This window comes from Sanguibacter keddieii DSM 10542 (genome assembly GCF_000024925.1).
Taxonomy (GTDB): domain Bacteria; phylum Actinomycetota; class Actinomycetes; order Actinomycetales; family Cellulomonadaceae; genus Sanguibacter; species Sanguibacter keddieii.
Map to the genome: position 1 here is coordinate 3,723,662 of NC_013521.1, position 13,838 is coordinate 3,737,499.

Here is a 13,838-nt window from a genome sequence, read left to right on the forward strand (position 1 = left end):
GGGAGACCCTTGTCGTGTGCTGACCATCCCGGAGACCCTCGCGTACCAGCGCGCTGTCGCGCAGACCAAGGTCGCGGCGACGCGACGCCCCCTCGCCTACACCGTCCAGGGGATGATGGGCGGCGCGTACATCGGCGTCGCCGTGGTCCTCATGGTCTCCGCGGCGGGGCCGTTCCTCGACCAGGGGTCCGCCGCGACCAAGCTGGTGTCCGGCCTGGTGTTCGGCATCGCGCTGACGCTCGTGGTGATCGCGGGGGGCGAGCTCGCCACGTCGAACATGATGACGCTGACCCAGGGGGCCGTCGGGCGCTCGATCCGGTGGGGTCAGGGCGCCGGCACCCTGGCGTTCAGCTTCGCCGCGAACATCCTCGGTGCCTTCGCCTTCGCGTCCCTGGTGCACCTCTCCGGGGTCCTCGGCCCCGAGACCCCCGGCGGGAAGATGATCGCGTCCATGCTCGCCGCCAAGGCCCACGAGACCAGCACCGAGCTGTTCTTCCGCGCCGTGCTCTGCAACGTCCTCGTGTGCCTGGCCATCTGGTCCTGCGCGAGGCTCACCTCCGAGGGCGCCAAGATGTTCGTCATCTTCTGGTGCCTGCTCGCCTTCATCACCTCGGGCTTCGAGCACGTGGTCGCCAACATGACCACCTACGGCCTGGGCCTCCTGGGCGGCGACCCCGAGGCCACCTGGGGCCAGTTCGCCCGGAACATGACCGTGGTCGGTCTCGGCAACCTCGTCGGCGGCGCGGTGGTCGTCGGCCTCGGCTACGCCGTGGTCGCCGGCCCTCTCCGCGCGGTGACCGCCTCGGCGCCCACGACGCCGGCAGCACGGTGACCCGGTAGCACGAGGACTGCCCCCGCACCGTCTGGTGCGAGGGCAGTCCTCTCAGCGCGGAGCAGGAGCTCCGCCGACCGGTGCCGGGGTGCGGGCGGCGAGGGGGCGCGCCCGCTCCCGGTCAGGCGCCGGTACGACGGCGCCGCACCGCGAGCATCCCTCCGCCCACGAGGAGCAGGAGCGTCCCGGAGAGCAGGCCGACCGCGAGGTCGTCAGCACCGGTCCGGGCCAGCGGGCCCGACCCGCTCCCGTTGCCGCCCCAGGCGCCAGAGCCACCGGAACCACCAGGCATCCAGCCACCCGGCAGGGTGATGACCGACCCGTCAGGACCGACGATCACGCCGTCTGTCGCGTCGATGACCACGAAGCCCGTCGCGAGCTGGTCCGGTCCGAGCGGCCCGGACTCGCTGCCCGTGAGGAACACCTGGTGCGTCCCGACCTCGAAGTCCTCGTCGACGAGGAAGGTCAGCGTGACGTTCCCCTCGGCGTCGGCTACGGCCGGTGCCAGCGGCAGCGGGGTCGACCGGACCTCGCCGGAGACCGTCTCGCCCGGGACGAAGTCGGTGCCGTAGACCTCCTGCACCATCCCGGTGCCACGGACCAGCAGCGGGAACTTCACCGTCGCGAACGGTGCGCCGACGCCGCTGACCTCGGACTCGACGAGGACGTTCACCAGGTCGGTGCTCGTCTCGTCCCAGATGGTCTGGGTCGCCAGCACCGTGTACGCACCCGCCCCGATCTCGGGGAAGGTGACCGTCCACGAGCCGTCGTCGGAGACGACGGTGGGGACGGGCTCCTGACCCGGGACGGTCACGACGACGTCCGCGGTGGGCTCCCCGGTGCCGACGACGACGAGCTGCGTCGTGCCGCCCTCGGGGGCTGCCAGCACGTCACCGTCGAGCGGCGAGGTGATGTCCACGTCCACGATCTCCGCGTCGTCGACCACCAGCACGATCGAGTCGTTCGTGACGGTGCCGTCGGCCATCTGCCACGCGGTGATCGCGTAGGTGCCCGTCGGGACGTCGGCGAAGGTAGCCGTCCACGTGCCGTCCTCGGCGACCGTCGTCGCCAGGTCCTCCTGGCCGGTCGCGGTGACCTCGATGTCGGCCCCCGCGAAGCCCTCGCCCTCGATGACGAGGTCGGTGACCTCGCCCGGCGGGACCCGCAGGACGGTGCCGTCAGCCGGCGAGGTGATGATCACCGGGCTGATCTCCTGGATCTCCAGGGCGACCTCGACCGCGACCTCGTCGGTGCTCGTGAGCTCGTCGACCGTCTGGGTGGCGGTCACGTCGTAGGTGCCGATGCCCAGACCGGGGAAGTCAGCCGTCCAGGTGCCGTCCGGCTGGACGGTCACCGTCTGGTCGTCCTGACCCTCGACGGACACGAGGACGTCTGCGCCGACCTCGCCGTCACCGACGACCGGCAGGTCGACGGTGTCCGAGCCGTCGGGGAGGTCGAAGACCTCACCGTCGGCCGGGCTGGTGATGACGACGTCGTCGACCGTGTCGACCTCGACCGTCACCGTGTCCGAGGTGCTCTGGTCACCGACGAGCTGGCTGGCGACCACCTCGTGCGTGCCCTCGGGGAGCCCGGGGAAGGTCACCGTCCAGGTGCCGTCCGGCCCGACCGTGCCGGTCTGGTCCTCAGCACCGGACAGCGAGGCCACGACGTCGGCACCGACGTCACCGGTGCCGGTGACGACCAGGTCGACCCCGTCGCTGGTGAGCGCCCGGAACACGTCGCCGTCGGCCGGCGTGACGATCGCGACCGGCGCGACCTCGTCGACGACCACGGTGATCGTGTCGGTCGTGGTCTGGCCGCCCACGGTCTGCGTGGCCGTGATCTCGTAGGTGCCCTCTCCGATACCGGGGAAGGTCGCCGTCCACGTGCCGTCCGGCTGGACGGTCACCGTCTGGTCGCCCTGGCCCTCGACGGTCACCGCGACGTCGGCCCCGGGCTCACCCGAGCCGGTCACGTCGAGGTCGACGGTCTCGCCGGCCGGGACGACGATGGTGTCGCCGTCTTCCGGCGTGAGGATCGCGACCGCCTCGAGGACGTCGACCTCCTCCGTGACGGTCACCGTCACCGTCTGGGTGCTGGTCTGCCCGTTCACGGTCTGCGTGGCCGTGATCTCGTAGGTGCCCTCTCCGATGCCGGGGAAGGTCGCCGTCCAGGTGCCGTCCGGCTGGACGGTCACCGTCTGGTCGGTCTGACCGTCGACGGACACGACGACCTCGGCCCCGATGTCACCGGAACCCGAGACCACGAGGTCCCGCGTGCCGTCCGCGACGACCGGGAGGTCGCTCCCGTCGGTCGGTGCCGTGACGGCCACCTGGACCACGCCGTCGATCTCGACGGTGATGGTCTCCGTGGTGGTCTGGTCGCCCACGGTCTGGGTGACCGTGACCTCGTAGGTCTCCGCGGGCAGGCCCGGGAAGGTCACGGTCCAGGTGCCGTCGGGCTCGACGGTCGTCGTCTGGTCCGGCTGGCCCGGGATGCTCACGACGATCTCGGCGCCGGGGTCACCGGTGCCGGTCACGTCGAGGTCGAGGGTCTCGCCCTCGGGGACACCGACGACGTCGCCGTCGGCCGGCGTGAGGACCACGACGGCCTCGAACTCGTCGACCGTCACCGTGAGGGTCGCGGAGCTGTCCAGGCCGTTCACGGTCTGGGACGCCGTGATCTCGTAGGTGCCTGCCCCGATGCCGGGGAAGGTCGCCGTCCACGTGCCGTCCGGCTGGACGGTCACCGTCTGGTCGTCCTCGCCCTCGACGGACACCACGACCTCGGCCCCGGCGTCACCGGTGCCCGAGACCACGAGGTCCCGCGTCCCGCCCTCGACCACCGGGAGCGAGCTCCCGCCGGCCGGTGCCGTGACGGTCACCAGGTCGACGCCGTCGACCTCGACCGTGACGGACTCCGAGGTGGTCTGGTCGCCGACGGTCTGCGAGACCGTCACCGTGTAGGTGCCCTCGCCGAGACCCGGGAAGGTCGCGGTCCAGGTGCCGTCGGGCTCGACGGTCACCGTCTGGGCCGGCTGGCCGGTCACGGTGACCTCGACCTCTGCGCCCGGGTCGCCCGTGCCGGAGGCCACCAGGTCTGTGGTCTCGCCGGCCGGGACCGCCAGGGTGTCGCCGTCGGCCGGCTCGTCGAGCGTGACCGCCTCGACGGCGTCGACCTCGACCGTGAGCTCCACGACGGTGGTCTGGTCGCCGACCGTCTGGGTCACCGTGATGTCGTAGCTGTCGGCCGGCAGACCTGGGAAGGTCGCCGTCCAGGTGCCGTCGGGTCCGACCTCGACCGTCTGGTCGGGCTGGCCCGAGACCTCGACGAGCACGTCGGCCCCCGGGTCGCCGGTGCCCGTGACCACGAGCGTCGTGGTCCCGCCGACCGGGACGGTCAGCACGTCGCCGTCAGCGGGGTCGGTGACCGTCACCGGCACCACCCCGTCGATCTCGACCGTGACGACCGCCGTGTTGGTCTGGCCCTCTGCGGTGTGGGTCGCGGTCGCCGTGTACGTGCCCTCTCCGAGACCGGGGAAGGTCACGGTCCACGTGCCGTCAGGCTCGACGGTCGCGACCTGGTCGTCCTGGCCAGGGATGCTCACGACGACCTCGCCGCCGACCTCGCCGGTCCCGGAGACCACGAGATCAGTCGTGTCGCCCTCGGGGACGGTGATGACGTCGCCCGTGACGGGCGCGGTGATCGTCACCTGCTCGATGGTGCCCACCTCGACCTCGACCGAGACCTCGGCGGTGCTCAGCTGGCCGGCGACGAGCTGCGACGCGGTCACCTCGTAGGTGCCGACCTCGAGGCCGGGGAAGGTGACCGTCCAGGTGCCGTCAGGTCCGACGGTCGTCTCCTGGTCCGGCTGGCCGGGGATCGACGCGATGATGTCCGCGCCGACGTCTCCGGTGCCCTCGACCACCAGGTCGGTGCTGCCGTCGAGCGGGACGGAGTAGACCGTGCCGTCCGTCGGTGCCGTGATGGCGACCTGGTCGACGCCGTCGACCTCGACGGTCAGCTCGACCGTGCTCACGAGGCCCGCGACGGTCTGCGTCGCGGTGATGGCGTAGGTGCCCTCGCCGAGACCCGTGTAGCTCGCGGTCCACGTGCCGTCGGGGCCGACGGTCACGGTCTGGTCGTCCTGACCGGTGACGGTGACGACGACGTCCGCGCCGACGTCACCGGTGCCGGTGACCTCGAGGTCCGTCGTCCCGCCGACGGCGACGCCGATGACGTCACCGTCGACCGGCTCGACCACGGTGAGCTCGTCGACGTCCACGACCTCGACCGTCACGGTCTCGACGCTCGTCACGCCGCCGACCGTCTGGGTCGCGGTCGCCTCGTAGGTCCCTGCCGCGAGACCGGGGAAGGTCACGGTCCAGGTGCCGTCGGGACCGACCGTGGCGGTCTGGTCGCCCTCGCCGTCGATGGTCACGACGACCTCAGCACCGATGTCACCGGTGCCGGTGACGTCGAGGTCGACGGTCTCGCCGGTCGGCACGCCGACCAGGCTGCCGTCGACGGGCGCGGTCACGGTGACCGCGTCGACCCCGTCGAGCACGACGGTGACGGTCTCGGTGGTGGTCTGGTCGCCGACGGTCTGGGTGACCGTGACGTCGAACTCGCCCTCGCCGATCCCGGGGAAGGTCGCCGACCACGTGCCGTCGGGCTCGACGGTCACGGTCTGGTCCTCCTCGCCCGTGACCGAGACGACCACCTCGGCGCCGGGGTCACCGGTCCCGGTGACCTCCAGGTCCGTGGTCTCGCCTGCCGGTACGGAGACGACCTCGCCGTCCAGCGGCGCCGTGATCGTCGCGGACTCGACCCCGTCGACCTCGACGGTGACGGAGTCGGAGCTCGTCACGCCGCCGACGGTCTGCGTCACGTCGATCGTGTAGGCGCCCTCCGCGAGTCCGGGGAAGGTCGCCGTCCACGTGCCGTCAGGCTCGACGGTCACGGTCTGGTCGACCTCGCCCGTGACGGAGACGACCACCTCGGCGCCGGGGTCACCTGCACCGGTGACGGTCAGGTCGGCCGTCCCTCCGGCAGGTGCGGTGAGCACCGCACCGTCGACGGGTGCCGTGATGGTGGCGGCGTCGACACCGTCGACCACGACCGTGACGGCCGCGTCCGTGACGTCGTCGCCGACCGTCTGGGTCGCCCCGACCGTGTAGGTCCCCTCCCCGATACCGGGGAAGGTCGCCGTCCACGTGCCGTCAGCCTCGACGGTCACGGTCTGGTCGACCTCGCCCGTGACGGAGACGACCACCTCGGCGCCGACGTCGCCGGAGCCGGTGACCACGAGGTCCGTGGTCTCGCCGGCGGCGACGTTCAGCACGGCCTCGTCGAGCGGTGCCGTGATGGTCACCGCGTCGACGGCCTCGGCCTCGACGGTGACGGTCACCAGGGCCACGGTCGGCAGGTCGCCGACGAGCTGGGCGGCTGCCACCTCGTAGGCGCCCTCGGGGAGCCCGAGGAAGGTCGCGGTCCAGGTGCCGTCCGGCCCGACCGTCACGGTCTGGTCGTCCTGCCCGGTGACCGAGACGACGACCTCTGCGCCGATCTCGCCGGTACCGGTCACCTCGAGGTCGGTGGAGCCGCCGGGCAGGACGGTGACGACGTCACCGTCGAGCGGGGCGGTGATGGCGACCGGGTCGACCTCGACGACGTCGACGTCCACGGTCTGCGAGCTCAGCTGGTCGCCGACCAGCTGGGTCGCCACGAAGCTGTACGCCCCGGCTCCGAGCGCGGAGTAGGTGACGCCCCACGTGCCGTCGGCGTCGACGGTCGTCACGCGGTCCGGCTGGCCGGACACCGAGACGGTGACGCTCGCACCGACCTCGCCGGTACCCTCGACGACCAGGCCGACCGGCTGACCGGTCGAGGTGTAGAGGACGGCGCCGTCAGCCGGGCTGGTGATGGTCAGGGCGTCGACCTCGGTGACCTCGACGGCCACGGTGACCGTAGTCGTCTGGGTCCCGACGGTCTGCGTCGCGGTCACCGGGTAGCTGCCCTCGCCGAGGCCGGTGTAGCTCGCGGTCCACGTGCCGTCCGGGCCGACGGTGACGGTCTGGTCGGCCAGGCCGGGGACGGTGAGCAGGACGCTCGCGTCCACGGCACCGGTACCGGTCACCAGCAGGTCGGTGGTCCCGTCGACGGGCACGGTGACGACCGTCCCGTCGGTCGGGGCGGTGATCGTGACGGCCGGGACGGCGACGATGTCGACCGTGATCTCGTCGTCGGTGACCAGGTCACCGACGGTCTGGGTGGCGGTCACGGTGCGCGGACCGGCCCCGAGGAAGGGGAAGGTCACGGTCCAGGTGCCGTCGGGGCCGACGGTCGTGGTGAGCTGGCCGGCGGCCGACGCCGCGACGACCACCTGGGCGCCGATCTCGCCGGAGCCGGTGATCACGAGGTCGGTCGAGCCGCCGACCGGCACCGTGAGGACGTCGCCGTCCCCAGGCGCCGTGATCACGACGGGCTCGGCCTCGACGACCGAGACGGTCGCGCTGCTCGTGGTGCTCTGGTCGCCGACGACCTGCGCCGCGGTGACGGTGTAGTCACCCGCACCGAGGCCCGGGAAGGTCGCGGTCCACGTGCCACCGGGGCTGACCGGCACGGTCTGGTCGGTCTGACCGGTCACGGAGACGAGGACGTCGGCGCCGGCCTCGCCCGTGCCGGTGGTGACCAGGTCCGTCGTCTCGCCCGTGGGGACGGTGGTGGTGCTGCCGTCGACCGGTGCGGTGACCACCACGGGCGTCACGGCGTCGATCTCGACGGTGACCGTGGCGGTGCTGCCGTCACCGAGGTCCTGCGTCGCGGTGACGGTGTAGGTGCCCTCCGGGAGGGCGGGGAAGGTGGCGGTCCAGGTGCCGTCGGGTCCGACGGTCACGGTCTGGTCGGGCTGCCCCGTCACGGAGACCACGACGGAGGCACCGATCTGGCCGGCGCCGCTGGTGACGAGCGGGGACGTCGCCCCTGCGGGGACGGTGATCACCTGTCCGTCGGTCGGTGCCGTGATGGTCACGTCGTCGACGTCACCGACCTCGATCGTGATGTCGACGGCTGCGACCGACGTCGACGAGCCGAGGGTCTGGGTCGCGGTGATGGTGCGAGCCCCGAGCTCGACACCGGGGAACGTGACCGTCCAGGTCCCGTCTGCGCCGACCGTCGTGCTCTGGTCGGGCCAGCCGGGGAGGGTGACGAGCACGTCCGCGCCGACCTCGCCTGTTCCGGTGACCGCGACGTCGACGAGGCTGCCGGCGTCGGGCACCGTGAGCACGGCCCCGTCTGTCGGCAGGGTGATCGCCACGTCGGCCACCACGCCCACGACGACCGACACGTCGGTCGTCGCGTCGGTGGTCTGGTCGCCGACGGTCTGGGTCGCGGTGACCGTGTAGTCGCCGACGCCCACCCCGGTGAACGTAGCGCTCCAGGTGCCGCCGGGTCCGACAGGGACCGTCTGGTCGGCCTGCCCGGACACGGAGACGACGACGTCTGCGCCGGGGTCTCCCGTACCGGTCACGGTGAGCGTCGTGGTGTCGGCCACGTCGGGGACGGTGAGGACCGTCCCGGGTGCGGGCAGGGTGATCCCCACGGCCAGCACCTCGTCGACCACGACAGTCGTCTCGGCCGAGCTCGTCTGGTTCCCGACGGCCTGCGTCGCGGTGATGTCGTAGCTGCCGGCGCCGACGCCGACGAAGGTGGCGGTCCACGTGCCGTCGGGCTGGACCGTCACGGTCTGCGACGTCTGGCCCGGGAGGGCGACGACGACGCTCGCGCCGATCTGCCCGGAGCCGGTGACCAGGACGTCGGTCGTCCCGCCGACCGGTACGGTCACGACCGTCCCGTCCGTGGGTGCGGTGATGGTGACGTCGTCGATCTCGCCGACCTCGACGGACACGTTCACGACGGCCGTGCTGACCTCGCCGTCCGCGTCCTGCGTGGCGGTGATCGCGTAGGAACCCACCCCGGCAGCGGGGAAGGTCACGGTCCAGGTGCCGTCGGGGGCGACGGTGGTGGTCTGCGTCGTCAGCCCGGGGGCCGCGACGGAGACGTCGGCGCCGATCTCACCGGTGCCGGTGACGGCCAGGTCGACCGTCGCGCCCGAGCTCGGGACGGTGAGCACGTCACCGTCGGCCGGCGCGGTGATCGCGACCTCGACCGCAGGGATCACTGCGGAGCGGACGGTCGCCGACGCGAGGTCGACCTCGGCGAGCGGCGTACCCAGCAGGGGCAGCAGGTCGATGCTCACGGCACGCTGCGTGAAGGCGCCGTCGTCGAAGCCTCCGGGCGCCGTGAAGTCGCCGGCCTCCTGCACGTTCGCGGTGATCGAGAGGACCTGGTTGATGACGCCGACGACGGGAGCCAGAGCCGTCCCTGCCGTGGTGACGAGCGGACGGAAGGCGGTGTCGAGGATGCCGACGCCGGTGATCGCGTTGGCGAGCGGTGTGACGATGGCGGGGAGCAGCGTCCCGGTGACGACACCGAGGATCGGCGTCAGCAGGGTGCCGATCGGGACGAGCCCCAGCGCGGAGGTACGGCGGGCGTCGATGGTGGGGGCCCCGGCTCCGGGGAGCCCGAGGAACTGGCCGACGGTGCCGTTGACGGTGAGGTCGATGTTGACGAGCGGGACGGCCAGCACCCCGGAGCCGACGGCGGCGTTGGCCGTGAGGCGCAGGCTCATCGCGGTGCTGTTGAGCGTCCCGGTCGCGGTGTTGACGAGCAGAGCCGGGACCTGGTCGAGGATCGTGCCGACGGCACCGTCGAGCGCGGCCTGGATGAGGTCTGTCGAGAGGATCTCGGTGTTCGGGGCGAGGTTGTTGAGGGTGCCGTCGTACGGGCCGCCCTGCGAGTTCGCGATGAGCCGCGCGATGTCGGCGCGGACCTCGCCGGTGGCGAAGTTGATGCTCACCGCGCTGTCCGGGCTGGTCAGCGGCTGTGCGGTGATGGCCGAGAGCGCGGTGTTGAGGTTGACGTTCAGCCCGGCCGTGAGGTTCACGTTCGTGACGTTGACGAGACCGGCCGTCAGCGGCCGCAGCGCGTTGGCGAGCGGCGTCACGAGACCGTTCGCGATGCCTGGCAGCAGGCTGCCGAGCGAACCGGTCGGACCGGTGATCGCGTTGGTGGTCGTCGAGAGGTTGGTGAGCACGGTCCCGAGGTCGGTCGTGAGCGTCGAGACCACGGGGCTGGTGAAGATCAGGGTGCCGTCGGCGATCTGGTAGTCGCCGGTCGCCAGCGCGTCGCCGACGGACTCGGCGTTCGCGGAGAGGGCTCCGAGCTCGACGCGCAGCTGGGAGATGAGTCCCTGCGTGATCGGCGCGACCCCGGCCCTGCCGAGCAGCTGGGTCACGTCGACGGAGGCGTTGTCCTGCGGTCCGCGACCACCTACGGCGATGGCCCCGTCCTGCGTGATGGCGCCGGACGCGGCGTACGACGCCTCGTCGCTCGTGGTGGCGTACTGCTCGAGGGCACCGACGGCGATCACGCCGTTGGGCCCGAACAGCTGGACGCCGCCGCCGAGGTCGATGCCGAGGGTGTTGAGGACGGAGAGCTGGAGCGGGCTCGCGACGGTGCCCGGCGCGCTCGGGTCGGCGCTGTAGGCGGGGGCGAGGCTGGCGATGCCGTCGAGGTTGATGGTCCCGCCGCCGCTCACCACCCGCCCCTCGGCCTCGGCGCTGTCCGTCTCGAGCGCGGACGCGGGCGTGACGAGCGACCCGATCATCACCAGGCCGACCGTCGCGACCATGGCGGCGAGCCGCCGCCCGACCGTCCTCGTGCGCTGCCGCAGCGTGTTCTCGTGATGCATGTCAGTGTCCCCTCGTGACCATTTCCGCCGAGCGCCGCACAGACCGTCGCTGGCGTACGTCCAGGTCGTCTCTGACCTGGTCGCACGCGCGCTCCGGGCGCGTCGCCTCCTCATGGTCGGGTCCTCGTGGCGCGGGATGCGCGGCCAGCGAGAGGGGCTGCGGTTAGCCCTGTGGATCCGTGCGGGAACCCGCACGTTCTGCGGTGCTCTTGCGGTTTTCTCCCCGGGCCCCGCAGTATTGATCAACGACGGCGCGCACCGTCTTCACGGTCGACCGGCCCCGGATCGAGGATGTCTGGGTGGCCTGCGCGCCCGTCGTCGTCGAAGGGGGGTTCGATGAACGACAACGGTGGACGCACGGCGTCCGAGGGACGCGACGGAGGGGGTTCGCGGCAGCTGGACGCCGCGGTCGAGGCGATCGTCAAGGCGGGGCCGCACTCCGGCCTGCTGGTGGTCGGTCCGAGAGGCATGGGCAAGTCGACGCTGGTCGACGCCCTCGAGCAGTCGCTCGACGGGGTCGTCATCCGGGTCCGCGGCCTGCGCAACGTTCCGACGGTCCCGTACGGTACGGCCGTCATGGCCCAGTCCGCCATGGCGTCGGCGCTCGGGCTGCCGACCGTGGGAGCGGCAGACGACGTGGAGGCGGTCCGGCGCGCTCTGTCGCGCCGCGTCCCCTCAGGTGATGCCCTGGACGAAGAAGTCTTCGAGGCCACGATGGCGAGCGCCTTCGAGCAGGCGCTGCGCCTCACGGCCGGTCAGGCGCCCGTCTACCTGCTGGTCGACGACGTCGACCACGTCGACACGGCGAGCCGTGTGCTGTTCGCCCGCCTCGCCGCGCGCTCGAGCGCCCTTCCGGGCGGGGTGGTGTGCACGGCCACGCGCGAGCACGACGTACCAGAGCTGCACGACTTCCGCCGTCTCGAGCTCAAGCCGCTGACGGTGCCCGAGGTCGTGGAGGTGGCAGAGACCACCCGCGCGCTCACGCCGCCCGCCTCGATCGCCCAGCGCCTGCTGGACCTCACCGACGGCCGCCCGGCGGTCGTCCAAGAGCTGGTCGACCAGCTCTCGGCGGCCCAGCTCCTCGGCTCCAGCCTCGTACCGACCACCGAGCCGCTCGGCGACGCCGCCCGAGCCGCGGTCTCCGACCTCCTCGGTGAGCTGCCACCGCCGACGCTCGAGGCCCTGCACCTCGTGGTCGCCTCGGGCACCCGCTCGACCGACCTCGTGTCACGGGTCCTCGTCAGCATCGGGGCCTCCCTCGAGGACCTCGTGGACGACGGTGCGCTCGTCGGCCGCGCCGGCGTGGTCCGTCCCGCGAGCGGCCTCCTCGAACGGCACCTGCGCGCGACCACGACGAGCAGGGTCCGACGACGCGCAGCCCAGGCCGTCCTGGACTCGTGCGTCGGGCACCTCGACGCGACGCAGGAGGCCTTCAGCCGCGCCGTCGCGACCTCCGACACCCCGGGGGCCTCGACCTGCCTCGTGCCGGAGCTCGTCGGGCACGCGCTCCGCGTGGTGCGCTCGAGCAGCAGCCGCGAGGCCGGCGACCGGGCTCGCCGGCTGCTCGCCGCGGCGTGGCCGCACTGCACGCCCGAGGTCCGCGGGATCCTGTGCGCCGCAGAGGCCCAGGTGGCGCTCCACGACGGGTACCTGGACGATGCCCTGGCGATCGCGCGAGCCGCGATCGACGGCTTCCCCGGCGGCCCGGGGCGCGTCGCGCTGGCACGGGTGGTGCAGAACGCGAGCCTCGTGTCGGCCGAGGCCGTGTCCGCGAGCCTCGCCCTCGACACCCTCGACCAGGCCGACCCGTCGGAGCAGCACGAGGCCGAGGCCTTCACGGTCGAGACCTCGCTGATGCTGCTCGCGGTCGGGCGCCCGGTCTCCGCCCAGACGCTCGTCGAGCGCCTGGGCGACCGCCGCACGACCTTCTCGGACGAGCTGCGAGCCGAGCTCGACTACGTCCTCGCCCGCACCGGTGCCTCCGCCGACGGTGTGGGCGCGGCGGACGCCCTGCACCGCTGGGCCGAGGTCCGGGCTGCGGCCCCGACCGACCGGGTGGCGCCGGGCGAGATCACCTCGTGGGGGCGCTCCCCCTGGGAGGCGGTCGGCCTGTTCCTCTACGCCCTACGGCACGAGGGGGAGGTGCAGAGCGCCCGCGCCGTGCTGACCGACCTCCCGGGGACGGCCCGCTCGCGCTACGAGCGCCTGCTCTTCGACCTCAACCACGCGATGATCGAGTTCGCCCGGGGCAACTACCTGCTGGCCGTGCACCACGTCGAGAAGATGTCGCAGATCTCGGACCTCGGGTCCTTCGCGACCTCGCTCCGGGTGGGCGTCCGGGTGGGCAGCGCGGTCGCGGGCGACGTGCGCGGGCCTGTCGACGCCTTCCTGCAGCCGTCGCTCCCCGGGCACACCGTCGCGGGCGGTCTCGGCCCGACCCTGCTCGACGTGCGTGCCGAGACGACGCGCGGGGTGTACTTCCTCGCGGCCGGCGAGAGCGACCAGGCGCTCGAGCACCTCGAGCAGGCGCACGCCTCGCTGTTCCTCGACGACGACGAGCGGTCCGCCCTGCCCGACGCGATGGCGGTGGTCGTCCTCCCGGTCGCCCTCGCCCGTGCCTACGTGGCCGAGGGCCGGACCGAGGACGCGCGCCGCGTCGCGCCCGGGTGCGACTCGCTCATGGGTCACGCGGCGTGGATGTCGGCGGCTGCGCAGGACCTGGTGGACGCGGTCCTGCGGACTCCTGCGGGCGAGGCGGTCCAGAGCACGGAGCGGGTCACGGCGTGGTCGACCGACGAGCGGCTCTCCCGCCCGGCGCGCGACCACCTCCGTCAGGTGCTCTCTGCCCCGAACGGCGCGCGGCCGGAGCCGCTCCCGCGGCGGCGCCCGGGCTGGCAGACAGAGCGTCCCGAGCGGGCTGCGGTGCCGCTCGAGGTGCGGTCCGTGCTGTCCGACCGGGAGCTCGAGGTCGCGCTGCTGGTGGCCCGGGGGATGCGCAACAAGGAGATCAGCGCGCAGGTGTTCCTCTCGGTCCGCACGGTCGAGGCGACGCTGACCCGGGTGTTCCGCAAGGTCGACGTCCGCTCGCGCACCGAGCTGGTGTCGCGCCTCGGCGGCAGCACGGCTGTGCTCTCGGGGGACGTCGCACGCTGACCCGAGCCGGTGTGGCCTGGGACACACTATGCTCGACCT

The 13,838-nt window shown here is 72.6% G+C and carries 3 protein-coding genes; 2 read left to right on the forward strand and 1 reads right to left on the reverse strand.

Annotated elements, in window-relative coordinates:
* Window positions 1–16 precede the first annotated feature (16 nt).
* Window positions 17–832 (forward strand): formate/nitrite transporter family protein, encoded by an 816-nt coding sequence (locus tag SKED_RS16415; protein WP_012868305.1) that lies wholly within the window; start codon window positions 17–19, stop codon window positions 830–832.
* Between the two features lie 121 nt (window positions 833–953).
* Here SKED_RS16415 and SKED_RS16420 read toward each other — a convergent pair whose 3' ends face one another.
* Entirely contained in the window at window positions 954–10,646 is a 9,693-nt protein-coding gene (locus tag SKED_RS16420) for a choice-of-anchor G family protein (RefSeq protein WP_012868306.1), read from the reverse strand.
* Window positions 10,647–10,982: 336 nt separating this feature from the next.
* On the opposite strand from SKED_RS16420, the gene SKED_RS16425 reads away from it, so the two are divergent.
* Window positions 10,983–13,799 (forward strand): helix-turn-helix transcriptional regulator, encoded by a 2,817-nt coding sequence (locus SKED_RS16425; RefSeq protein ID WP_012868307.1) that lies wholly within the window; start codon window positions 10,983–10,985, stop codon window positions 13,797–13,799.
* Window positions 13,800–13,838 lie beyond the last annotated feature (39 nt).

Coding starts and splice junctions, on each gene's coding strand:
- SKED_RS16420 (WP_012868306.1), bottom strand. CDS start 10,646: ATGCATCACGAGAACACGCTGCGGCAGCGCACGAGGACGGTCGGGCGG.
- SKED_RS16425 (WP_012868307.1), top strand. CDS start 10,983: ATGAACGACAACGGTGGACGCACGGCGTCCGAGGGACGCGACGGAGGG.